This window comes from Alteromonas sp. C1M14, from assembly GCF_018860965.1.
Lineage (GTDB): Bacteria > Pseudomonadota > Gammaproteobacteria > Enterobacterales > Alteromonadaceae > Alteromonas.
Genome location: NZ_JAHKQF010000008.1, coordinates 195,567 through 217,534, shown reverse-complemented (window position 1 = coordinate 217,534; position 21,968 = coordinate 195,567). Strand labels below are relative to the sequence as shown.

Below are 21,968 nucleotides of genomic sequence, written 5' to 3'. Positions count from 1 at the left end.
TGAGGAGTGTAAGCGAATATGAAGAAATCTCTACGCCAGATGTTAGTTGTATCAAGCATCGTAGTGAGTACCTTAGGTATGTCTGCAAATGCAGGTGCCGCATTACCGTTTTTTAGTGATGATAAAAAACAGGAAGTGCCGTCATTAGCGCCAATGCTGGAAGAAGCAATGCCAGCGGTAGTCAGTATATCGGTAGAAGGAACCCAAACCGCCACACAACGTGTACCTGAAATGTTTAGGTACTTTTTTGGCGGTCCACAAGAACAGGTGCAAGAACGGCCATTTAAAGGGCTAGGGTCTGGGGTTATCATCGATGCAAGTAAAGGCTATGTGGTCACTAATAACCATGTGGTTGAAAACGCAGATGAAATTACCGTTAAGCTCAGTGATGGACGTGAATTTGAGGCGAAAAAGTTAGGCGCCGATGATCAAAGTGATATTGCACTGTTGAAAATCGAGGCCGATGATTTGACCGCCCTGCCTATCTCGAACTCTGACGAAATGCGCGTGGGTGATTATGTGGTTGCCATTGGTAACCCCTTTGGGCTTTCTCAAACTGTCACCTCAGGTATCATTTCTGCTTTAGGTCGCTCTGGCTTAAATATTGGTGGGTATGAAGATTTCATTCAAACTGATGCTGCCATTAACCGAGGTAATTCTGGTGGTGCACTGGTCAACCTTCGTGGCGAATTAGTGGGTATCAACACCGCTATTTTCGGACCAAACGGCGGCAACGTAGGTATCGGTTTTGCCATTCCGAGCAACATGATGAAGAGCCTTGTGGATCAAATCGTGGAGTTTGGTGATGTGCGTCGAGGCCTCCTGGGCGTCATGGGTAACGATGTGGATGCAGGCTTGGCGAAAGCCATGGGCGTAAGTGCCAATCGCGGCGCATTTGTACGTGAAGTCACTCCAGAATCTGCAGCGGAAAAAGCAGGTTTACAAGCCGGTGACATTATCACCGAGGTGAATGGTCGCGAACTACATAGCTTCCGTGAACTTGCGGCTAAAATCGCCAGTATGGGGGCAGGGGCCGAAGTTGACCTCACCATCGTCCGTGAAGGGGATGAACAGGAAGTCACCGTGACCTTAGATGATGCGTCAAACAGCAAAGTCACTGCGGAAACCTTACATCCTGCATTAGAAGGGGCAACCCTTGTAAATGGTAAAGACGAAGCGGGCAACGATGGCGTCAAGGTGTCAGAAATTGAACGTAATAGTCCCGCTGCTCGCATTGGCTTGCAAGCCGATGATGTGATCATTGGCGTCAACCGCCAGCGAGTAAGAACGGTAGCGGACTTCCGCAATAAAGTGGATGATTCAGGGGAAAATGTTATTGCCCTGAACGTCAGAAGAGGCTCAGCAACAATTTACCTCGTTATTCGTTAATCTACTTTATACAGCACCCTGGCATTAACCTGTCAGGGTGTCTGTTTCCATTCAGATACCGTTTCAAATTGGTATTCAAGCATTTAGGTGATATCCTTAGCAGCACGAACCCCGCCTCGTTCAAGGAATACCCTAAGAGGCAAGACGGAATAATACAGGCGTGGCTGGTAAGCAATTTTTTCATTTCTTCATAAAATCTATCGTGCTGGGCGTTATCGTCGCAGCAATCATGCTTTTGTTTATGCCTGGGCTGCGCAATGGTGCCGGTTTTGCCGACAACTTTTTCAATATTGAGAGTGCACAACCCCAACGTGAATCTCACTATGCAGCACTTAGCCGTTCTGCGCCCGCAGTGGTGAATATATACAGTGTTAGCATAGAAACCGACACCGGCCTCTTTAGAAACCGTCCCCGTGAACGAGCCAGTCTCGGTTCTGGGGTTATTATGACAAACAATGGCTATTTGCTGACGTGTAACCATGTGGTAGCCGATGCAGATAGTATTTTCGTTGCCGTACAAGATGGTCGCGTACTTGAAGCACAAATTGTGGGTACCGACGAACTCACCGATTTAGCAGTACTTAAAGTTAACGCCGACAACCTACACGTGATCCCCCAAATGGAAGAGCCCGATGTACACGTTGGCGATCTGGTCATGGCCATCGGTAACCCATTTGATTTAGGCCAAACCATCACCCACGGCATCGTAAGTCGAGCGGGAAGAAACGGGCTTTCTAACTATGTGGATTTTATCCAAACCGATGCAGTCTTAAATCAGGGCAATTCAGGTGGAGCGCTGGTAGATAGCAATGGCTCGTTGGTGGGCATTACTAACGCTAACTTCCAAGTACGAGATTCACAGAACGGCGTGCGTAACGTCGATGGCATTAATTTCGCGGTGCCTTATGAACTGGCAAAACGGGTAATGGATGAGATTATCCAAAAAGGCAAAGTCACCCGTGGACAGCTTGGCTTTATCGGTAGTGAAATACGAGAGCGACCTGGTATTGAAGTTACCGCAGTTGCCAGCAATAGTCCGGCTGATCGTGCAGGTCTTCAAGCAGGCGATATCATCATGGCTATAGATGGGATACGCCTTGAAAGTGCCTCTAAAACTTTAGATATGATTGCCGAAACCCAGCCTGGCACTACCCTTGAATTAGAAATAAGCCGTGGCGGTGAAAGTCTAACAATAAAAGCGGTGGTCGCAGAATTAGGCCAGACAGCACTCTCTTCCGGTGGCTCTCGCTAGCTGCTGCCTCTCTATTTAACCTCGGTTTTTTTCCGCTAAACAATCCTCGCTTTTACAAACGGGCGCAGTTTTCGCCGTGCTTTGCGATGAACTCCCCTTGGCCGTTGCAAAAGAGGGTTCACCAATAATCGCGATGGTGGCTATCATGATAGAAAATAGGACCACCGGAATGGCATTTTTGGGGTTTTTAAACACCCCTTGACGACCTAAACGTCGAAAAAATAACACGCTACTCACCTATTAATTATGATTAAAATAAAGATGTTTATTTTTGCTAAATCGCATCCATGCTTTTTTCTTAGTTAACTACGCTCCAGTACCTAAAAAGGATGTAATTGGAGTCATAATTAAAAAAAGTATGTATAGCATAAGGATAAAAAACTTAGAACTTAAAAGGGGAATAGTGAAGGTCAACTGCCTATTTTTTGATAACTTCTTATCTTTTTTGTACACCAAGGCTGCAGTGTAAACACCGTTTATCTATAGCAGGATGTAAATTAGAACTCGCCATCGACAGGATATTGAGGCACCTTGCACGATGGCGATTATATAGCGGTATTGGGGATAGCCACCTTGGGCATGCCCCTAAGGATTAACGATTACTCACTCATACGCACAATGTTAGCGCCTAAACCATTGAGCTTTTCTTCGATGCTCTCATAGCCCCTATCAAGGTGATAGATGCGGCTGACATGGGTTTCTCCATCTGCGATCAGCCCTGCGATGACCAAACTTGCTGATGCCCGTAAATCGGTAGCCATTACAGGGGCCCCTTTTAAGGACGAACTTCCCTTTGATACAGCACTGTTGGCTTCTAAGGAAATTTCAGCTCCCATACGCTGCAATTCAGGAACATGCATAAATCGGTTTTCGAAGATGGTTTCGGTGATCACGCCAGTACCTTGTGCGACACAATTTAAGGTAACAAACTGCGCCTGCATATCAGTGGGAAAAGCGGGATGAGGGGCTGTCTTTACTTGTACAGCCTGTGGCTTTTTACCTTGCATATCCAAGGTTATCCAATCCTCACCCACAGTGATCACAGCGCCAGCTTGGCGCAATTTGTTAATCACCGCTTCTAATGTATCGGGGGCTGCCCCAGTACAGGTAACTTTACCACCAGAAACGGCTGCCGCCACCAAGAAGGTACCGGTTTCAATGCGATCCGGTAATACCCGATAATCGCACCCGCCCAAACGTTCAACACCTTCAATAGTAATATGATCCGTACCCGCGCCACGCACCTTTGCACCCATTTGATTTAGGCAGTTGGCTAAATCAACAATTTCGGGTTCCCGTGCGGCATTTTCTAACTCTGTGGTCCCGTCAGCTAACGCTGCTGCCATCATCAGATTTTCGGTTGCCCCAACACTCACCATATCCATAAAGATACGAGCGCCTTTAAGACGGCCATCTACCCGAGCACGAATATAGCCTTCGTCCACTTCAATTTCTGCCCCCATTTGCTCAAGGCCAGTCAAATGCAAATTCACAGGACGAGCCCCAATGGCGCAACCGCCGGGCAATGAAACATTAGCCATACCTTGCTTAGCCAATAACGGACCTAAGACCAAAATAGAAGCACGCATGGTTTTAACGAGGTCATAAGACGCGGTCACGCTATTTAAGCTTGCCGCTGAAATTGTAACTTCATTGGTATCAGGGCGTGACACCTGTGCACCTAACTGAGTTAGCAATGCGGTGGTGGTATTGATATCACGCAATGCCGGCACGTTAGTGAAGCGACATGTGTCGTCCGTTAGCAAAGGGGTCATTAATAAGGGCAGCGCAGCATTTTTAGCGCCACTAATACGGACCTCACCCTTTAAAGGCGGGCTTTTTTTAATTACAAGTTTATCCACGAATACCTAAACCGTTATTGGGGTAAATGGAACTGACGTTCTTTTTGCCAGTCTGCTTCTGAGAAGGTTTTGATCGATATCGCGTGCATGGTACCGTCCGCAATTTTGTCTTGCAGCGGCGCATAGACAGCTTGCTGACGTTTTACCCGGCTCATCTCACTAAAACTATCACTGACGGCAATGACGGTATAGTGAGAGCCTTCACCTCGCACGTGCACTTCGGCGAGATCAAGCTTGTCTTTCAACAAGGCTTCAATTTCGGTTAATTCCATATCTATGTCAACTCTAAGCTAAAAGTGTGTCAGTTTACCGGTAAAAGCGTATCAACGTCGCTGATTTTTGCTAGTTTTATCAGTTTGTCTGGTACATTTGCCAAGGTAATATTGACCTGACTTCGTTTACCATCACGTACTGCATTGATTAGCCACGCTAAGCCGGCGCTATCTATCCGCTCTACATCACTTAAATCTAAGACACAGTGGCCCTTAGAAATGAGGGTAGATTGTTCGGCGGAGCTTAGCATACCCCACCAATTCTTAGCGAGGGTATCACGATCTAAATGACCGTGAATATGCAAAACGCCTTCATCATTTAATTGAAAAAGACTCACGAATTTTCCTTTTCCTTCGCTTGTTTAACTTGCTCACCCACGGGTTGCTCAATCTTTTCACGCATCAATTTTATCACTGCATCGATGCCCTGTTGACGCAAAATAGGTTCAAATTCACTACGTTTGCTGTTCAGCAAACTAATGCCTTCGGCTACCATGTCATAGGCTTTCCATTCGTTAGTACGGCTGTCTTTTCTGACCTTAAACGCCACTTTAATTTGTGGGCGAGTAGGATCTTCAACCACGGCTCGCACGGTGACTGATTTTTTGTCTGCAAAATCGCCTTCGGGCTCAAAGGTCACCGTTTGGTTATCGTAATACCCCATCGCCACGGCGTATGTGGTAATTAGATATTGTCTAAACACTTGCACATATTCAGAAAGCTTATCTTTTGGTACCGTCTTAAAATACTTTCCCAGCACCATAAAAGAAGCAAACTGATAATCAATATGCGGCAGCAACTCTTCTTTCATGATAGTGCGCAGCATTTCAGGATCGGCGGCAATTTCACTTTGATTCGCTTTTATGCGATCAAATGTTTTTAAACCCACGTTTTTGACCAGTGCATACGGGTTTTGTTCATCCACCTCTTGCGCGAATGCGTTTCCGGTCACCGATGCAATCGTCAGCAAAGCGATAAGTACTAATTTTTTCAAGGCAATCTCCTAAATCGTGTCCTGACAGCGTCATCAGTAATCATAAAGACCGGACGCTGTATAAAAAGATTTCAGTTTAATCGTCGCTTCCACCACGGTTAAACAAGAACTGACCGATCAAATCTTCTAGCACCAAGGCCGATTTGGTGTCCTGTAAATAGTCACCATTTTTAAGGTCTTCAACCCCATCAAAAGAAAATCCTGGCTGGAAACCGACGTATTGTTCTCCTAATAAGCCGGATGTCAAAATAGACACAGAACTGGTATCAGGAAAACCTTCGTAATCAGTGGAAATATTCAGTGTTACCACTGGGGTATAATCGTCTTTATCTAGGTGAATATCAGACACACGTCCAATAGTTACACCACCGACTTTCACCGCTGAGCGCACTTTCAGTCCGCCAATGTTGTCAAATTTGGCATAGAGGCTATAAGTATCCCCTGCACTAGACATAGTCTGATTGGCTACTTTTAGCGCCAACAGTAAAATGGCACCGATTGTGAGAACAACAAACACCCCTACCATGAGTTCTGTTTTGTACTTGTTCATTTATTATCCCCTACTCAATTCCGAACATCAGGGCGGTCAAGACAAAATCCAGCCCCAATACAGCTAAAGATGAAAATACCACCGTTTCTGTGGTTGCTTTACTGATACCCTCTGATGTTGGTATCGAATCATATCCTTTAAATATGGCAATCCAGGTCACAACCAAGGCAAAGACGAGGCTTTTTATCACCCCATTCATGACATCTTTTTGCCACTCCACCGTCGATTGCATAATGGACCAGTAACTTCCACTATCAACGCCAAGCCAGTCAACGCCGACTAAATGCCCACCTAAAATACCCACGGCACTGAATATCAACGCCAATGAAGGCATAGAAATAATACCGGCCCAAAAACGAGGGGCGACCACCCGCCGTAATGGATCCACAGCCATCATTTCTAAGCTGGACAACTGTTCTGTGGCCTTCATAAGACCAATCTCTGCGGTAAGTGCCGACCCGGCCCGACCCGCAAACAAGAGCGCCGTGACCACTGGGCCTAATTCACGTAACAACGACAAAGACACCATAGGACCAAGACTGCCTTCCGCGCCGTAATCCACCAAAATGGTATAGCCTTGTAAGGCCATGACCATGCCGATAAATAGCCCGGATACCACAATGATCAACAAAGACTGCACCCCCACCACATACACTTGGCGTACGGTGAGAGAGACATTTTTCAATTTAGGCGCGGCAAACAGTGCGCCGCTCAACATAAGACCGGCTCTGCCTACGGCGGCAATGCGAGCAATGGTATTTGCCCCTACCTGCTGCAAGAAACTCATGATTTCTCTCCAAACAGACTGTCGGCTAAATCACCGGCAGGATAATGGAACGGAACAGGTCCATCGGCCTCCCCTTTCAAAAATTGCTGCACCAGTGCCGAATCACTATTGCGAATTTCATCTGCCGTTCCTTCACCGATAATGCGTTTATCAGCAAGGATATAAATATAATCCGCGATGGTAAGCACTTCGGTCACATCATGGGTCACCACTATGCTGGTTACATCAAGGGCATCATTTAATTGACGTATTAATTTTACTAACACGCCCATGGAAATGGGGTCTTGCCCGGCAAAAGGCTCGTCATACATGATTAAATCTGGATCAAGGGCAATGGAGCGAGCCAATGCGGCCCGTCTGGCCATTCCGCCGGAAAGTTCACTGGGCATCATATTTGATGCTCCCCGCAACCCTACGGCCTGTAGCTTAAGTGCGACAATCGTATCAATGATGTCGTCACTTAATTTCGTATGTTCCTTTAACGGAAAAGCCACATTGTCGTGTACCGTCATATCGGTAAACAACGCGCCACTTTGAAATAACATGCTCATACGACGTCGGGTTTGATATAACTCGCTCCGATTCATCGACACAATACTGCTGCCGTCAAAACGAATATCGCCTTCGTCAGGTGCTAGCTGACCACCAATTAATTTGAGCAACGTAGTTTTACCTATCCCGCTAGGCCCCATTACCGCAGTAATCTTGCCTTTTGGCACAACAAAACTCACGCCGTCATAGATGACTCTTTCGCCGCGGCGAAACATCATATTCTCTATTTCGACTAAATTTCCCATAGGTTTGAAAACAAGCCTTCTATTTAGCAGGTACATGGGTATGTACCCGGATGAAAACACGAACTTCACTCATCAGTGTAGTTTTTTTGCAATTGTACGCGCTTTAGAACCCAACGCCAAAGCGAAAAAGTTACAAGTTATGTTCGTAATAAGCGAACGATGATACGCTACTTAGCAAAAGCCAAGCCACTGTGCTTATAATTGGTGAACAAACTGAGACCAAATAAATACGCATCACAACGCTTATTCGTCCGAATTAGGACAATTAAAAACGTCATGCTGCACAAGACTTACTCTATTTTTACATCTTGACAGTAGACTTAGGCTGGCGGTGATTTTTTCTGCTGATACTTTTAATAGTCACAGAAAATATCACTTTTAACGCCAACGCCACAGGGAAGTAAGAGAAAGATTTCCTCTGATTGATGCACTATTAACCAATTGAGCGCGTATGTAGCAGTATTCTACTGAAAACGTAGGCAAAAGCCGTCGTTTTTGCGACAATCCGAAAAAACTAAGGGTGAATGGTATCTAGTGATTGTTTCTATCTGTATTTTCCTGCTGGGTTTAGCGGTATTAAGCTGGAGTGCTGATCGATTTGTCTATGGCGCATCGGCGCTGGCGAAGAATGTCGGAATATCCCCTATGATGATAGGGCTTACGATTGTGGCCATGGGCTCCTCGGCGCCGGAAATTGTGGTTTCTGCCATCGCATCGGCCAACGGTAATATGAATACAGCGGTAGGGAATGCCCTCGGTTCTAACATCACCAATATTGCTTTAGTGCTCGGTATCACTGCCCTTGTTCGCCCCTTGGTCGTTTCTTCCACCACCTTAAAACGTGAATTTCCCGTTCTTCTGCTCGTCACTGTTTTAGCCATGTTTTTTCTAAACAACGGCAGCCTCTCTCATATTGAGGGCATGATACTGATGGGCTTGTTTATGTTTGTTCTTGCCGGTATGGCGTGGATTTCCCTGCAAGTCGATAAAGAAGACCCTCTAGTAGCAGAAACAGACGGCGAAATCCCCACAGGGGTGAATACCTCAAGTGCCGTGCTGTGGGTTGGCGTTGGTATTATTTTACTGCCTTTAAGTGCCCATTTTATGGTGGGAGCCGCCGTAGACATTGCCCATTATTTTGGCGTCTCCGATCTCGTCATCGGCCTAACAATTATCGCCCTTGGTACCAGTTTACCGGAACTAGCCGCCAGTATTGCTGGAGTACTAAAAGGCGAAAGTGATCTGGCGTTAGGAAATATTATCGGCTCTAATATCTTCAATTTGCTAGCGGTGTTAGGTATGCCCGGCCTTATCGCACCCGGGTTACTTGACGACAATGTCTTTAATCGAGATATGTGGGTTATGTTTGCCCTCACCGTATTATTGTTTTTCCTTAGTTTTAACTTTATTGGCAAACGGCAATTAGGCCGTCTTGAAGGCGGTATATTTGTGACCTGTTTTATCGCGTATCAATTTTGGCTTTTTGGATAACATGAAAAACACATCAGCGTATATTTTGTCTGCAAAACGGGTGATAGATATAGAAACATCCGCCGTGCAGAAGCTTGCACAACGACTGGATAATCACTTTGTGCAGGCCTGTGAACTCCTTGCGGGATGCAAAGGCAAAGTGGTGGTTAGCGGTATGGGTAAGTCAGGGCATATTGGACACAAAATTGCCGCCACCTTAGCCAGTACCGGCACCCCTTCATTTTTTATGCACCCGGGTGAAGCCAATCATGGCGATCTTGGCATGCTGAGCGAAAACGACGTGCTATTGGCCATCTCCAATTCCGGCGAAACCAGTGAATTGGTCAACTTATTACCCGTGGTAAAAAGATTAAATGTGCCGGTTATTGCGATGACCAACAGTGCGACGAGTAGTTTAGGCCAGCACGCCGATATCGTATTAGATATCAGCGTGGAACAAGAGGCCTGTTCGTTAGGGCTTGCTCCTACCTCCAGTACCACAACGACGTTAGTGCTTGGTGATGCGCTCGCCATTGCATTGTTGGATGCCAAAGGTTTTACCTCCACCGATTTTGCTTTGTCCCATCCTGGTGGCAGTCTCGGCAGAAAGCTGCTACTTAAAGTAGAAGACATTATGCTCACTGGCGATGATTTACCCCTTGTTAAAGAGAGCGCCACCATTACCGAAGCGCTACTTGAAATATCCAGTAAAGGGTTGGGGATGACGGGTATCATTAACAAAGATAAAACCTTAGTGGGTATCTTTACAGACGGTGATTTACGGCGCATTCTGGATGCCAAAACTGACATCCATACCACCGCGGTAAATGTGGTGATGACACAGGGTGGTCGGGTTACCACCGCCGAGACGCTGGCAGTGGAAGCGCTCAATATAATGGAAGCGCATAAAATAAGTGCCCTTATGGTGGTGGATGCTCAGCAAAAACCCGTTGGGGCATTCAACATGCACATGTTGTTAAAGGCAGGAGTAATATAATGGGTCACGCAGTTACTTTTTATGGCGTCATTAGCGAGGAACGCTTTGAAAAACTCAAATCGCTGAAATTACTTGTATGTGACATTGATGGGGTCTTTTCTGACGGCCGAATTTATTTAGGTAACGACGGCGAGGAACTTAAGGCGTTTCATACCCGCGATGGCTATGGCATAAAAGCGCTGGTTAACAGCGGCGTTGATGTTGCAGTGATCACCGGGCGCGACTCTAAAATCGTGCAAAACAGAATGACCGCATTAAATGTTAAACACATTATTCAAGGGCAAGAAAACAAAGCCGACGCGATGGCGGAGCTTTGTGCCCGATTGGGATTAAATCCCAATCAAGTGGCGGCCATTGGTGATGATATGCCAGACTTAGGCATGTACCAATACGCAGATACAAAAATAGCCGTCAAAGATGCCCACCCTGCCGTCACACGAGAAGCCAACTGGATCACCACCAAACCTGGCGGCTTTGGTGCGGTTCGTGAAGTGTGCGATATCGTTATGCAAGCACTAGGCACGTTAGATACCCTTCACGGTGCGAGCGTATGAACCGTCTAGGGATCAGTATTTGTGCGTTATTTGTGCTGGCACTGATGCTATATGTGCCCCTATGGATGGAAGAAGACGATCCACTCAAACAAAACGCAGGGTCTGATGCCTTACGCCCAGCTTACAAAGCTAAAAATCTAACAACCACTATCTTTAACAGTGATGGCAAACTCAATCATGAAGTGTTTGCTGTTTCTATGGAGCACTATGACCAATTGGGCTTTGTGCTATTTTCCCAGCCCAAATATACCGTCTTTGTAGAAGAAGGCGAAGCGCCCTGGCAAGTCACCGCCGTTGAAGGCACACTGTACGACAACGACCTGATACAATTGGAAGGCAATGTGGTGATTAAGAGCCTTAACGAGGACGATTTTATACGCACCATTACCACCGAATTCATCAAGGTTAATTTAGACGATAAAACCATGATTTCCGATCAACCCGTAGCAATACGCGGTGTTCAGACCGTCATAAAAAGTAATGGTTTTAACGCAAACATTAGCACACAACAATATGAGTTAATTGATCATGTTCAAACCGTTTATTCCCCTGGCAGCTAGCCTTTACAGTCTGTCAGTGTTACTGATGTCTTCCCCTGTCTGGGCAGATTCCAGTGATTTTAAAAAGCCCATTACCGTAGATGCCAGCTCACAATTTATTGACGGTAAAAAGAAAACGTCCATTTTCAAAGAAAATGTGAAAATCACCCAAGGCTCATTGGTCATTGATGCTGATGAAGTTGAGGTTATCGCATCGAAAGGGGAAGGACAGGAAATCTTTATTGCGCGGGGAAACCCTGCCCATTATTCGCAAACGCTTGATGATGGTGCGAATGTTAAAGCCAGTGCGAATGAAATTCGCTACGAAGTGGCAAAACAAATGATTTCGCTAAATGGTAGCGCCCAAATTCAGCAAGACACCAGCATGGTTCAAGGTGATAGCATCACCTATGATATGGGTAAGGAACAACTGTTAGCTACCGGTGGCTCAGAGAGCTCCTCAGGCCGAGTAACCACCGTATTTAGACCTGAAGCCATGGAAGACAAAAAGCAGCAAGATAATTCGGGTAATAATGACAACAACGAGGAAGATAATTAATAATGGCTACTTTGTCGGCATCCCATCTGGCTAAATCGTACAAATCCCGCCAGGTTGTACGGGATGTTAGCTTGTCAGTATCCACCGGGCAGATCGTTGGCTTGCTGGGTCCTAACGGTGCGGGTAAAACCACCACCTTCTATATGATTGTTGGGCTGGTGCCTTTAGATAAAGGCAAAATTAGTATTGATCAGCAAGAACTGACACATCAACCCATGCACGAACGGGCACGAAGAGGGATTGGTTATCTGCCGCAAGAAGCGTCTATTTTTCGTAAACTTACCGTTCATGAAAATATTATGGCTATTTTGCAAACCCGTAAAGACTTAAAAACAGAACAACGTGAAGCAGAAGCCGATGCCCTACTTGATGAATTTAATATTAACCATATACGTAATAGTACAGGCATGAGTTTATCTGGTGGTGAACGCCGCCGAGTGGAAATCGCAAGAGCGCTGGCCGCTAATCCACAATTTATTTTGTTAGATGAACCCTTCGCCGGAGTTGATCCAATTTCGGTGAATGATATAAAGAAGATTATTCAGCATTTACGTGACAGAGGTATAGGTATCCTTATTACGGATCACAATGTTCGGGAAACCCTTGATGTTTGTGAAGAAGCCTATATCGTCAGTCATGGCGAGCTCATCGCACAGGGCACCGCGGAACAAGTATTAAGTAATCAAAAAGTTCGTGATGTATACCTGGGAGAGCAATTCAGGCTATAGTTAGGATATCGGATTCGGTTAATCGTGACCAATACTGGGTATCCCTTGAAAGAGTTATATAAGACGTAGATGAAACCATCGTTACAGTTAAAATTTAGCCAACAACTTACAATGACGCCGCAACTCCAGCAGGCGATCAAACTATTGCAGTTGTCGACACTTGATTTACAACAAGAAATTCAGGAAGCCCTGGACTCTAATCCGCTGCTAGAAGTGGACGAAAATACCGACGGCGATGTTGGCGAGAAAAATAATTTAGAAAACGACGATACGGTTGTGGAATCGGCATCCGCTGCTGAAAGTATGGATACAGGGGAAGCGTTAGAGAAAAACGACTTACCCGAAGAATTACCCTTAGACAGTACGTGGGATGAGTATATTTCTGCCTCCTCAGCCCCCGCTCCCACCTCAGCGGCGTCCGGTGGCGACGACGAACAAGTTTTTCAGGGTGAGACCACAGAAAATATTCAGGATCATCTGCTATGGCAGATGCGTCTTACCCCCTTCTCCGAACTGGATCGGGCCATCGCCCTGGCAATCATCGATTCCATTGATGAAAGTGGCTATCTGACGGTTAGCGTTGATGAGATTCTGCAAAGCGTCAACAGCGACGATATTGATGAGTTAGTAGAAGAAGACGAAGTAGAATGCGTCTTAAAACGTATCCAGTTGTTTGATCCTATCGGCTCAGGCTCCCGCACGCCTCAAGAATGCTTGCTTGTGCAACTAAAACAATTTGCGCCAGAAACGCCGTGGTTAGAAGAAGCCAAAATGCTGCTTGAAAATCACTGTGATCTACTTGGCAGCAAAGATTATCGAACGTTAATGCGTAAAACCCGTCTAAAAGAAGACCAGCTTAGAGAAGCGATGCGGTTATTGCAGACTTTGAACCCTCGCCCGGGCAGTGCGTTGATCACCAAAGAACCCGAATATGTCATTCCTGATGTATCCGTGGCCAAGAAAAATGGTCGCTGGGTGGTGGAACTTAACCCTGATAGTCTGCCAAAACTGAGTGTTAATCAGCAATACGCTGCCATGAGTCGCAAAGCTAAGAACAGCAGCGACTCTCAGTTTATTCGCTCCCATATGCAAGAAGCCAAATGGTTCATTAAAAGCTTAGAAAGCCGCAATGATACCTTATTAAAAGTGGCTAACTGTATCGTGCAACAGCAAATGGGCTTTTTCGAGCACGGACCAGAAATGATGAAACCCATGGTGCTCAATGATGTTGCAGAAATGGTGGATATGCATGAATCAACAATTTCGCGGGTAACGACGCAAAAATATATGCATACACCCCGCGGTATTTTCGAATTGAAATACTTTTTCTCAAGCCACGTAGCAACAGAATCGGGTGGCGAATGTTCTTCCACGGCAATACGCGCATTAATTAAGAAGCTTGTAGCGGCAGAGAAACCGAGTAAGCCGTTAAGTGATAGCAAGATTGCTTCGTTGTTGGCCGAGCAAGGTATTATGGTAGCTCGGCGAACAATAGCAAAATACCGGGAATCGCTATCGATTCCGCCGTCTAACCAACGCAAAAGCCTGATTTAAGGCTGCTTAAAATAAGGAAGACGAAATATGCAAATCAACCTTACCGGTCGTCATGTTGAGATCACTGACTCTTTGCGTAATTATGTCGATACTAAATTCAGCAAGCTAGAACGCCACTTTGATCATATATCAAACGTGCACGTTATTTTGAATGTTGAGAAACTCAATCAAAAAGCAGAAGCGACTGTATTTCTTAGCGGAGCGGAAGTCTTTGCCTCTTCAGAAAATCAGGATATGTATGCCGCGATAGATAATATGGTTGATAAACTGGACAGGCAGGTGTTGAAACATAAAGAGAAGCTGAAGAAGCATTAGCAATATTTATGGATATTCAAGCCATCGTTAGCCTGGACCGCACTAAATGTGCGGTCCAGTGCAATAGTAAAAAGCGTATTTTGGAAATCATCAGCGGTATCGCTGCCCAAAATAATCCTGATATTGATGAAGCCACCGTGCTAAGCAGCCTGCTTTCTAGAGAAAGAATGGGCAGCACAGGTATTGGTAATGGTATTGCGCTACCCCACGGTCGTCTAGAAGGATTGGATCACGTTATCGCCATTGTCGTCACCAGCTCACCAGCCATAGATTTTGATGCCATCGACAATAAACCCGTGGATATTTTCTTTACCCTGTTAGTTCCCCACGACCAAACAGAAGGCCATCTACAAACCCTGGCCATGGTGGCAGGAAAACTCAGCGACAAAGAAACCATTAAAACCATCAGAAAAGCGCAATCCAATGATGATATTATTCGCGCATTACAGTAAGTTATAGAAAACGGACATTCGTTGCCTGCCGACTTAGGAGATAAACGGTGAATCTGATCATCATAAGTGGCCGTTCAGGCTCTGGAAAATCTGTTGCGTTGCGGGCCCTAGAAGACTTGGGGTATTACTGCGTTGATAATATCCCAGTTAATTTACTGCCCGCTCTTACCCACACTGTGGCAGATGAATATGAGCAGGTTGCGGTTAGTATTGATGTGCGTAACCTGCCTAAAGATCCCGCAGAATTAGTCGAAATTCTTGATTATCTGCCTGAGTCTTGGACGGTAACCATCGTATACATTGATGCCAGCGAAGACATGCTGATGAAACGTTTCAGCGAAACACGTCGCTTACATCCATTGGCTAAACTCAACAAATCCTTATCCGACGCCATCCTTACCGAAAAAGAGCTACTCGCCCCCATAGCTGAACGGGCCGATCTTAACATCGATACGGATTCATTAAGCATCCATCAATTAGCCGAGCTCATCAGAGAGCGGATTTTAGGTAAAAAAAGTGCCCGCTTGGTGTTGGTAATCGAATCGTTTGGCTTTAAGCATGGTATCCCTAAAGATGCGGATTACGTGTTTGATGCACGTTTTTTACCTAACCCTCATTGGGAGCCTGACTTAAAGCACTTAACAGGGCTGGATACACCGGTCCAGATTTTTTTAAGCTCGCAACCTATCGTTACTAAATTTATTTATCAAATTCAAAACCTTATCACCACTTGGTTACCCCACCTAGAACGCAATAACCGCAGTTATGTTACGGTGGCCATCGGGTGTACTGGCGGGCAACACCGCAGCGTTTATGTGGCTGAGTCGCTTGCCAAGAACCTAGGGGAGAGCCATTCAGATGTGCAGATCCGTCATCGGGAGCAAAAATAGTTATGCGATTGGAAAAGTCCGTTACTATTGTCAATAAATTAGGCTTGCATGCCCGCGCCGCGACTCAGTTAGTGCAGCTGGCGAATCAATTTGATGCTGAAGTTACCCTAAAAAAGGGAGACAAAACCGCCAATGCGAACAGCGTGCTAGGCCTTATGATGATGGAAAGTCATCAAGGGGAAGAAGTAACAATTATTTCAGAAGGACAAGATGCCCAGGCAGCATTAGATGCTGTTGAAGGATTGATCGTGCATAAATTCAATGAAGATGAGTAACCTGTAATGGTCATTCACCGACCACAATCCCACATACAACTGAATATTTCCCCTTATTGATTGCCTCGCCATCAATTAAGTTGCTATAACGTTAATTATCATTGGTCGGTGGTGAACCACTGACCACTTTAGTTACGTTCAAGGATATGAACATGCCCCGTCCTCATCGTTTATCGATGGTCATAGTGGTAACGGCACTCCTTCTTCCTATCACCTTTGCATATGGGAAAGATACCCTGTATTTAGGCGGCGCGCCATGGCCCCCCTACTTCTACCTGCAAGATTCGAATCGCCCCGGCGGCACTGACTACCTTCTACTACAAACTATATTGGCACGCATGGACTACCAGTTACTTCCTGAGATTTTGCCAGAGAAGCGAGTAACTAGGGGGGTTAATCAAGGAAAAATAGACGTGGTATTAGGTGCTGCTTATACCCCAGAGCGCGCAAAAAACAACTATTATTCCATTCCATATCGTACGGAAACCGTAGGCTATGGCTATTTGGATGGTAAATCCTTTCCTGTGGTTGAAAAAGATTTAATCACCCGCTTAAAAGAAGGCAATACATTGGCGCTCAATACCAGCGGATGGTTTGGTGATGACTTTTTTTACCATCTTGCTCAGCCCTATCAATCCCAACTGGTCCACATAGATAGCGTCGCTCGGCGGCTGGAGTTTCTCGCGTTAGGCAGAGTCGACTTAATTCTAGATGACACCGAGGTGTTAGCTTACAACGCGCTAAAACAAGGTATTGACCTGACCATTAGTGAAGAAGTGATACAGCACCAAAAAATATATTTTATGTTTAGCCGCTTTTCCGTGGATCAGGACTTTATGCGTGAATTTAATCGTTTACTCGCCGAGCACCTACAAAACGCGCAACCATCACACTATCAGTAATTCTGTACTCTTTGTTTCCCACATTGTTCACTATATAAGCAAAACCACACAAGCCTTGCTAACAACTGGCCATTTGAGGGAATTTCTCTGGTCAATCCTCATGACAGCATTTCCTTGTTGGGGTATCCTATAAGCCATCCCGCCATCTTGTTTCTCAAAGGATTTTAAGTGGCAGAAGCATTGGAAAGTAAGTCAGCTCAAGGTCAGTTATGGTCACTCAATGATGCCCTAAGTGACGGTCGCTTTGTATCCGTACGAAAAATGCTTCATGAATTGCCCCCCAGTGACGTCGCCCTCATCCTAGAATCCAGTCCGACGAAGACCCGTGATGAACTATGGGATCTTATCGACAGTGATTTTCACGGCGATATTCTTGAAGAACTTTCAGAAGATGTGCGTAACGGCATCATTACTAAAATGATGCCGGAAAAAGTGGTCGATGCCCTTGAAGAAATGGACACCGATGACTTAGCCGAAACCCTCAGTAGTCTTCCCGATGAAGTGTTACAAGGTATCTTGCAGTCCATGGACGCCCAAGACAGGCATCGTGCAGAGCAAGCTTTAGCCTACGGCGAAGAAACCGCCGGCTTTATCATGAACACCGACACCATTACTTTGCGTCCCGATGTGACCGTTGACGTGGTGTTGCGGTATTTGCGTCTTAAAGGGGACCTGCCCGAAAATACCGATACCTTCTACGTTGTCAACAGAACCGATAACCTGGTAGGTCTGGTACCCGTTGCTCGATTACTCACCGCCGATCCTCAAGATAAGGTGGCCGAAGTGATGGACGAAGACGCCGAAGCCGTACCGGTAAATATGACCGACGGTGAAGTGGCGAGCTTGTTCGAAAGGTATAACTGGCTGTCAGCACCTGTGGTCGATGAAAACCACCGGCTTGTAGGCCGTATTACCATTGATGACGTGGTGGATATCATCCGCGAAGACGCCGAACACTCCATGATGAGTATGGCGGGCTTAGATGATGAAGAAGATACCTTCGCTCCAGTATTACAAAGTACCCAGCGGCGTTCTGTTTGGCTAGCAGTAAACTTAGTCACAGCTTTGATGGCCGCGGCGGTTAGTGATCTTTTTGAAGCCACCTTAAGCCAACTAGCCGTACTGGCTATCTTAAACACTATCGTGCCAAGCATGGGTGGGGTTGCCGGTAATCAAACGCTAACGTTAGTGATCCGGGGGATGGCCCTTGGCCACGTTAATGGCAGTAATGCCCGTTGGCTAATCAGCAAAGAAATCGCTATCGGCTTTTTAAATGGCATAATTTGGGCCCTGCTTATTGCCACTGTAATAGGGGTATGGAAGCAAAACTTAATACTGGGGGTGGTGATTGCTTTTGCCATGTTGGTAAATATGATTGCTGCAGCATTAGCCGGTGCCACACTGCCTATTATCATGAAACGCTTGAAAATTGACCCCGCGCTAGCTGGAAGCGTGATCCTCACCACCATCACCGATGTGGTGGGGATCTTTGCCTTCCTCGGAACCGCGACCTTATTATTGATGTAACCAGACTGGCTTCACCTCTTGTGGGTGAGAAATTCGATCATGCTGGTAAAACATCATCTAAGGTTTGCACGAACAAAAAAAAAGTCGGCATTGCCGACTTTTTATTATTTAATCACTTTCAGGTTGGGTTTACCCTTTTTCGGCGGTACTGGCGCACTTTCTGAGTCACCATCACTGGTGTCTCCTGAAGGCCGGCTAACGCCATCGGCACTGCTCTGCGGTGCCGGTGAATCTGGCTTTTCCGTTTCTTCTTCTAAAGAGAAAACCGTACCTGCTCCATTCTCTCTGGCATAAACGGCCAGCACAGCATGGCAGGGAATATAGATTTGGCGGGGTTGGCCACCAAACCGAGCCTGAAAGGACAATGCCTCTATATCCAATGTGAAGTTCATACAGGCGGCTGGAGAGACATTAAGTACAATCTGACCGTCTTTAACAAACTCTTGCGGCACATCAACCCGATCCATGGTGGCATCTACCACAATATAGGGAGTAAGCTGGTTATCCACTATCCAGTCGTAAAATGCTTTAAGTAAATAGGGTTGATTAGGTGTCATCATACTCATAACGGGTTATGAATTTCCCGTTCCTGATCAGTCAACGACGCTTTAAAAGAGCTACGTGAGAAGATTCGAGTCATATAAGCGTTAACTTCTTTACTACCATTACCCGTTAATGTGATACCCAATGCAGGTAAACGCCACAATAAGGGGGCGAGGTAGCAATCAACCAGACTGAACTCTTCGCTCATGAAATAAGGCATTTCATCAAATACAGGACCAAGGGCCAACAATGCTTCTCGTAAATCGTTACGGGCTGCTTCCACATCACCTTCATTACGGAAAATTTTATTCGCTAAAGAATACCAGTCCTGTTCAACTCGGTGCATCATCAGGCGACTTTGTCCCCGAGATACTGGATAAACAGGCATCAGGGGTGGATGAGGAAAACGCTCATCGAGATACTCCATGATGATATGGGATTTATATAGAACCAATTCTCTGTCAACGAGGGTTGGCACGGTACCGTATGGGTTCAAATCAAGCAAATCCTCAGGCAGATTCGTGGGATCTGTGTAGCTTATTTCAACACCAACACCTTTTTCCGCCAAAACAATACGAACCTGGTGACTGTAAATGTCGATGGTATCTGAGAACAACGTCATGATTGAACGCTTATTCGCGGCTACGGCCATTCATTTTCCTCCGTCGAGAAGTGATACGATGCAGGCGCTAATTTTCGCCTGCCACATGCTAAAAAAGGGGGCGGAATGCCCCCTTGCGTATTATACACAAAATATGTGCTGTTAGTGTACTTCTCTCCAGTATTCTTTCTTCAATAAGTAGACGAAGAAGAAAAGAACAACAATGAAAACCAAAACCCACTTGCCGATATTTTCAGACTGCAAGCGGAAAGGTTCCCCTGAATAGGCCAAGAAATTAACGAGATCCGCCACCAGTTGGTCGTATTCTTCCGTTGTCAGTGCACCATCACCATCGGTTTTGATGCCAACAAATTGAGATTTCATCTCGCCGTCAACCATAACCTCTTCATGGGCCATACGAGGTGTACCTTGTAATGGTTGCAGTACATGAGGCATACCCACGTCTTTAAATACCGCATTGTTTACCCCAAAAGGCCGGCTTTCATCGACATAAAAACTGCGAAGATAAGTATAAATCCAGTCAGAGCCACGCACTCGGTTAACCAGTGTTAGGTCTGGCGGTGCCGCACCAAACCAGGTAGCAGCCGATTCTTCAGGCATTGACCGGGTAATATAATCGGTCACCTTTTCTCCGGTAAACTGAAGATATTGCTGACCGAGTTCATCGGAAATACCCAAATCTTGGAAGGTGCGTTGGTACCGCTGATACTGCATAGCATGACAGCCTAAGCAGTAGTTCATAAACACTTTCGCACCCCGTTGCAAAGAAGCTTTGTCGGTTAAATCGACAGGCGCCTTATCAAGGTGGACTGCGCCACCAGCGGCCATTGCCATACCCGGGATGAAAAATGCCAACACTAACATCAATTTTCTCATTTCGGGATCCTCGCAGGTACAGGTTTAGTACGCTCATTTTTGCTGTACAGGAACAATGCCACAAAGAAGCCAAAATAAAGTACTGTCGCAACTTGTGAAGCGATGATTTTCCAGTTTTCTTGCGGCGTGCCGCCTAGGTAACCTAAGAACACAAACACCGCTGCAAAGAGCAATAAATTGACTTTATGTAAACCACAACGATAACGCCATGACTTCACACGTCCACGATCTAGCCAAGGTAGCGCAAACAAGGCGGCGATGGCGCCAAACATGGCAATAACACCAAATAGTTTATCGGGAACGGCTTTCAAAATGGCGTAGAAAGGCGTGAAGTACCAAACAGGGAAAATATGCTCTGGCGTTTTCAGCGGATTAGCTATCTCAAAGTTTGGATGCTCTAGGAACTTACCGCCCATTTCTGGCGCGAAAAACATAATGTAACAAAAGACAAACAGGAAAATACAAAATGCCACCAAATCTTTAAGCACGATATGGGGGAAGAAAGGCACAACATCATCGGCGATATCGTACTTACTTGTATAGTATTCATGGATTTCGTATTTGGTCTTCTCGCTTTCAGGTAGGGACCCTTTTTTATGTTTGATGGCTACGCCATCAGGGTTATTAGAGCCCACTTCGTGCAATGCAATGATATGTAGGAATACCAAGATCACGATAACCAACGGCAGTGCGATTACATGTAAGGCAAAAAAGCGGTTAAGGGTGGCGCCAGAGATAACATAGTCGCCTTGGATCCAAATCACCAAATCAGGACCAATAACAGGGATCGCACTAAACAAAGAAACGATAACCTGAGCACCCCAATAAGACATTTGTCCCCATGGCAGTACATAGCCCATAAAGGCTTCAGCCATTAAGGCAAGGTAAATGAACATACCAAATACCCAGAGTAATTCCCGAGGCTTTTGATATGAACCATAGATCATGCCACGGAACATGTGCGCGTAGACAACAATAAAGAATGCCGAGGCACCCGTACTGTGCATATAACGGATAACCCACCCAAAGTCGATTTCCCGCATGATGTATTCCACCGAGAAAAAAGCCCCTTCCGCGGTGGGATTGAAATTCATTGTTAACCAAATACCGGTGACAATCTGATTCACCAGAACGATGGTGGCTAAAAAGCCGAATACGTACCAAAAATTCATATTCCGCGGTGCGGGGTACTGAATGGCGTGCATATTCGCCACTCGCATCATCGGGATGCGTTCTTCAATCCAATTTAAGAAAGCATTCAT

27 protein-coding genes are annotated in these 21,968 nt (G+C 45.9%); 15 read left to right on the top strand and 12 right to left on the bottom strand.

The features are described from left to right. Window positions 1-18: 18 nt before the first annotated feature. Both KO501_RS05665 and KO501_RS05660 read left to right on the top strand, forming a co-directional pair. On the top strand, window positions 19-1,389 hold the full coding sequence (locus tag KO501_RS05665; RefSeq protein WP_216028676.1) for a DegQ family serine endoprotease: 1,371 nt from the start codon (window positions 19-21) through the stop codon (window positions 1,387-1,389). Window positions 1,390-1,618: 229 nt separating this feature from the next. Beyond that, window positions 1,619-2,641 carry a trypsin-like peptidase domain-containing protein gene (locus KO501_RS05660; protein WP_216029046.1) on the top strand — a complete coding sequence of 341 codons (1,023 nt, stop codon included), beginning with the start codon at window positions 1,619-1,621 and terminating at the stop codon, window positions 2,639-2,641. A gap of 15 nt (window positions 2,642-2,656) precedes the next feature. Here KO501_RS05660 and KO501_RS05655 read toward each other — a convergent pair whose 3' ends face one another. The 8 genes from KO501_RS05655 to KO501_RS05620 form a co-directional block, all read right to left on the bottom strand. Beyond that, window positions 2,657-2,869: a hypothetical protein gene (locus tag KO501_RS05655; protein ID WP_216028675.1), complete on the bottom strand. Its 213-nt coding sequence runs from the start codon at window positions 2,867-2,869 to the stop codon at window positions 2,657-2,659. 371 nt (window positions 2,870-3,240) lie between these two features. After that, complete coding sequence (gene murA / locus KO501_RS05650) at window positions 3,241-4,503, bottom strand: UDP-N-acetylglucosamine 1-carboxyvinyltransferase (protein ID WP_216028674.1); 1,263 nt, start codon at window positions 4,501-4,503, stop codon at window positions 3,241-3,243. Between the two features lie 14 nt (window positions 4,504-4,517). Beyond that, entirely contained in the window at window positions 4,518-4,775 is a 258-nt protein-coding gene (locus KO501_RS05645; protein ID WP_216028673.1) for a BolA family protein, read from the bottom strand. 29 nt (window positions 4,776-4,804) lie between these two features. Beyond that, window positions 4,805-5,113 carry an STAS domain-containing protein gene (locus tag KO501_RS05640; RefSeq protein WP_216028672.1) on the bottom strand — a complete coding sequence of 103 codons (309 nt, stop codon included), beginning with the start codon at window positions 5,111-5,113 and terminating at the stop codon, window positions 4,805-4,807. After that, complete coding sequence (locus tag KO501_RS05635; RefSeq protein ID WP_216028671.1) at window positions 5,110-5,769, bottom strand: ABC transporter substrate-binding protein; 660 nt, start codon at window positions 5,767-5,769, stop codon at window positions 5,110-5,112. Before KO501_RS05635 ends, KO501_RS05640 begins: the two co-directional genes overlap by 4 nt. 76 nt (window positions 5,770-5,845) lie before the next feature. Beyond that, window positions 5,846-6,319 (bottom strand): outer membrane lipid asymmetry maintenance protein MlaD, encoded by a 474-nt coding sequence (gene mlaD, locus KO501_RS05630; RefSeq protein ID WP_216028670.1) that lies wholly within the window; start codon window positions 6,317-6,319, stop codon window positions 5,846-5,848. A 10-nt stretch (window positions 6,320-6,329) separates the two neighbouring features. Next, window positions 6,330-7,106 (bottom strand): lipid asymmetry maintenance ABC transporter permease subunit MlaE, encoded by a 777-nt coding sequence (gene mlaE / locus KO501_RS05625; protein WP_216028669.1) that lies wholly within the window; start codon window positions 7,104-7,106, stop codon window positions 6,330-6,332. Then, entirely contained in the window at window positions 7,103-7,903 is an 801-nt protein-coding gene (locus KO501_RS05620) for an ATP-binding cassette domain-containing protein (protein WP_216028668.1), read from the bottom strand. The genes mlaE and KO501_RS05620 overlap by 4 nt, the downstream gene beginning before the upstream one ends. A gap of 534 nt (window positions 7,904-8,437) precedes the next feature. Here KO501_RS05620 and KO501_RS05615 point away from each other — a divergent pair. From KO501_RS05615 to mgtE, 13 genes are all read left to right on the top strand, one after another. Then, on the top strand, window positions 8,438-9,394 hold the full coding sequence (locus KO501_RS05615; RefSeq protein WP_216028667.1) for a calcium/sodium antiporter: 957 nt from the start codon (window positions 8,438-8,440) through the stop codon (window positions 9,392-9,394). 1 nt (window position 9,395) lies between these two features. After that, window positions 9,396-10,370, top strand: a complete 975-nt coding sequence (locus KO501_RS05610; RefSeq protein ID WP_216028666.1) for a KpsF/GutQ family sugar-phosphate isomerase — start codon at window positions 9,396-9,398, stop codon at window positions 10,368-10,370. Beyond that, on the top strand, window positions 10,370-10,924 hold the full coding sequence (gene kdsC, locus KO501_RS05605) for a 3-deoxy-manno-octulosonate-8-phosphatase KdsC (protein ID WP_216028665.1): 555 nt from the start codon (window positions 10,370-10,372) through the stop codon (window positions 10,922-10,924). The genes KO501_RS05610 and kdsC overlap by 1 nt, the downstream gene beginning before the upstream one ends. Further along, window positions 10,921-11,484, top strand: a complete 564-nt coding sequence (lptC, locus tag KO501_RS05600) for an LPS export ABC transporter periplasmic protein LptC (protein WP_216028664.1) — start codon at window positions 10,921-10,923, stop codon at window positions 11,482-11,484. The genes kdsC and lptC overlap by 4 nt, the downstream gene beginning before the upstream one ends. Then, window positions 11,453-12,022: a lipopolysaccharide transport periplasmic protein LptA gene (gene lptA, locus KO501_RS05595; protein ID WP_216028663.1), complete on the top strand. Its 570-nt coding sequence runs from the start codon at window positions 11,453-11,455 to the stop codon at window positions 12,020-12,022. Before lptC ends, lptA begins: the two co-directional genes overlap by 32 nt. A 2-nt stretch (window positions 12,023-12,024) precedes the next feature. Next, entirely contained in the window at window positions 12,025-12,750 is a 726-nt protein-coding gene (gene lptB / locus KO501_RS05590; protein ID WP_216028662.1) for an LPS export ABC transporter ATP-binding protein, read from the top strand. A 69-nt stretch (window positions 12,751-12,819) separates the two neighbouring features. Further along, the gene (locus KO501_RS05585) at window positions 12,820-14,304 is read left to right on the top strand and encodes an RNA polymerase factor sigma-54 (RefSeq protein WP_216028661.1); all 1,485 of its coding nucleotides are present in this window, start codon (window positions 12,820-12,822) and stop codon (window positions 14,302-14,304) included. 27 nt (window positions 14,305-14,331) lie between these two features. After that, window positions 14,332-14,619: a ribosome hibernation promoting factor gene (hpf, locus tag KO501_RS05580; protein ID WP_216028660.1), complete on the top strand. Its 288-nt coding sequence runs from the start codon at window positions 14,332-14,334 to the stop codon at window positions 14,617-14,619. A gap of 8 nt (window positions 14,620-14,627) precedes the next feature. Then, window positions 14,628-15,071: a PTS IIA-like nitrogen regulatory protein PtsN gene (gene ptsN, locus KO501_RS05575; RefSeq protein WP_216028659.1), complete on the top strand. Its 444-nt coding sequence runs from the start codon at window positions 14,628-14,630 to the stop codon at window positions 15,069-15,071. Between the two features lie 47 nt (window positions 15,072-15,118). After that, window positions 15,119-15,961: an RNase adapter RapZ gene (gene rapZ / locus KO501_RS05570; RefSeq protein ID WP_216028658.1), complete on the top strand. Its 843-nt coding sequence runs from the start codon at window positions 15,119-15,121 to the stop codon at window positions 15,959-15,961. A 2-nt stretch (window positions 15,962-15,963) separates the two neighbouring features. Continuing rightward, window positions 15,964-16,236: an HPr family phosphocarrier protein gene (locus KO501_RS05565; protein ID WP_216028657.1), complete on the top strand. Its 273-nt coding sequence runs from the start codon at window positions 15,964-15,966 to the stop codon at window positions 16,234-16,236. Between the two features lie 152 nt (window positions 16,237-16,388). Further along, window positions 16,389-17,138 carry a transporter substrate-binding domain-containing protein gene (locus KO501_RS05560; RefSeq protein WP_216028656.1) on the top strand — a complete coding sequence of 250 codons (750 nt, stop codon included), beginning with the start codon at window positions 16,389-16,391 and terminating at the stop codon, window positions 17,136-17,138. A 168-nt stretch (window positions 17,139-17,306) separates the two neighbouring features. After that, a complete protein-coding gene (gene mgtE / locus KO501_RS05555; protein ID WP_216028655.1) occupies window positions 17,307-18,665 on the top strand; it encodes a magnesium transporter in 1,359 nt (452 codons plus the stop codon). Between the two features lie 104 nt (window positions 18,666-18,769). Here mgtE and KO501_RS05550 read toward each other — a convergent pair whose 3' ends face one another. The 4 genes from KO501_RS05550 to KO501_RS05535 form a co-directional block, all read right to left on the bottom strand. Then, on the bottom strand, window positions 18,770-19,222 hold the full coding sequence (locus tag KO501_RS05550) for a ClpXP protease specificity-enhancing factor (protein ID WP_216029045.1): 453 nt from the start codon (window positions 19,220-19,222) through the stop codon (window positions 18,770-18,772). 5 nt (window positions 19,223-19,227) lie between these two features. Continuing rightward, on the bottom strand, window positions 19,228-19,860 hold the full coding sequence (sspA, locus tag KO501_RS05545) for a stringent starvation protein SspA (RefSeq protein WP_216028654.1): 633 nt from the start codon (window positions 19,858-19,860) through the stop codon (window positions 19,228-19,230). Window positions 19,861-19,971: 111 nt separating this feature from the next. After that, window positions 19,972-20,706: a cytochrome c1 gene (locus KO501_RS05540; protein ID WP_216028653.1), complete on the bottom strand. Its 735-nt coding sequence runs from the start codon at window positions 20,704-20,706 to the stop codon at window positions 19,972-19,974. Next, on the bottom strand, window positions 20,703-21,968 hold the full coding sequence (locus KO501_RS05535; RefSeq protein WP_216028652.1) for a cytochrome b N-terminal domain-containing protein: 1,266 nt from the start codon (window positions 21,966-21,968) through the stop codon (window positions 20,703-20,705). Before KO501_RS05535 ends, KO501_RS05540 begins: the two co-directional genes overlap by 4 nt.

What these genes read in the sequence shown, in the direction of transcription:
- KO501_RS05665 (WP_216028676.1), top strand. Translation starts at nt 19, where the DNA reads ATGAAGAAATCTCTACGCCAGATGTTAGTTGTATCAAGCATCGTAGTG.
- KO501_RS05660 (WP_216029046.1), top strand. Translation starts at nt 1,619, where the DNA reads ATGCTTTTGTTTATGCCTGGGCTGCGCAATGGTGCCGGTTTTGCCGAC.
- KO501_RS05645 (WP_216028673.1), bottom strand. Translation starts at nt 4,775, where the DNA reads ATGGAATTAACCGAAATTGAAGCCTTGTTGAAAGACAAGCTTGATCTC.
- mlaD (WP_216028670.1), bottom strand. Translation starts at nt 6,319, where the DNA reads ATGAACAAGTACAAAACAGAACTCATGGTAGGGGTGTTTGTTGTTCTC.
- mlaE (WP_216028669.1), bottom strand. Translation starts at nt 7,106, where the DNA reads ATGAGTTTCTTGCAGCAGGTAGGGGCAAATACCATTGCTCGCATTGCC.
- KO501_RS05620 (WP_216028668.1), bottom strand. Translation starts at nt 7,903, where the DNA reads ATGGGAAATTTAGTCGAAATAGAGAATATGATGTTTCGCCGCGGCGAA.
- KO501_RS05610 (WP_216028666.1), top strand. Translation starts at nt 9,396, where the DNA reads ATGAAAAACACATCAGCGTATATTTTGTCTGCAAAACGGGTGATAGAT.
- kdsC (WP_216028665.1), top strand. Translation starts at nt 10,370, where the DNA reads ATGGGTCACGCAGTTACTTTTTATGGCGTCATTAGCGAGGAACGCTTT.
- lptC (WP_216028664.1), top strand. Translation starts at nt 10,921, where the DNA reads ATGAACCGTCTAGGGATCAGTATTTGTGCGTTATTTGTGCTGGCACTG.
- lptA (WP_216028663.1), top strand. Translation starts at nt 11,453, where the DNA reads ATGTTCAAACCGTTTATTCCCCTGGCAGCTAGCCTTTACAGTCTGTCA.
- lptB (WP_216028662.1), top strand. Translation starts at nt 12,025, where the DNA reads ATGGCTACTTTGTCGGCATCCCATCTGGCTAAATCGTACAAATCCCGC.
- KO501_RS05585 (WP_216028661.1), top strand. Translation starts at nt 12,820, where the DNA reads ATGAAACCATCGTTACAGTTAAAATTTAGCCAACAACTTACAATGACG.
- hpf (WP_216028660.1), top strand. Translation starts at nt 14,332, where the DNA reads ATGCAAATCAACCTTACCGGTCGTCATGTTGAGATCACTGACTCTTTG.
- ptsN (WP_216028659.1), top strand. Translation starts at nt 14,628, where the DNA reads ATGGATATTCAAGCCATCGTTAGCCTGGACCGCACTAAATGTGCGGTC.
- KO501_RS05565 (WP_216028657.1), top strand. Translation starts at nt 15,964, where the DNA reads ATGCGATTGGAAAAGTCCGTTACTATTGTCAATAAATTAGGCTTGCAT.
- KO501_RS05560 (WP_216028656.1), top strand. Translation starts at nt 16,389, where the DNA reads ATGCCCCGTCCTCATCGTTTATCGATGGTCATAGTGGTAACGGCACTC.
- KO501_RS05550 (WP_216029045.1), bottom strand. Translation starts at nt 19,222, where the DNA reads ATGACACCTAATCAACCCTATTTACTTAAAGCATTTTACGACTGGATA.
- sspA (WP_216028654.1), bottom strand. Translation starts at nt 19,860, where the DNA reads ATGGCCGTAGCCGCGAATAAGCGTTCAATCATGACGTTGTTCTCAGAT.
- KO501_RS05540 (WP_216028653.1), bottom strand. Translation starts at nt 20,706, where the DNA reads ATGAGAAAATTGATGTTAGTGTTGGCATTTTTCATCCCGGGTATGGCA.
- KO501_RS05535 (WP_216028652.1), bottom strand. Translation starts at nt 21,968, where the DNA reads ATGAATGCTTTCTTAAATTGGATTGAAGAACGCATCCCGATGATGCGA.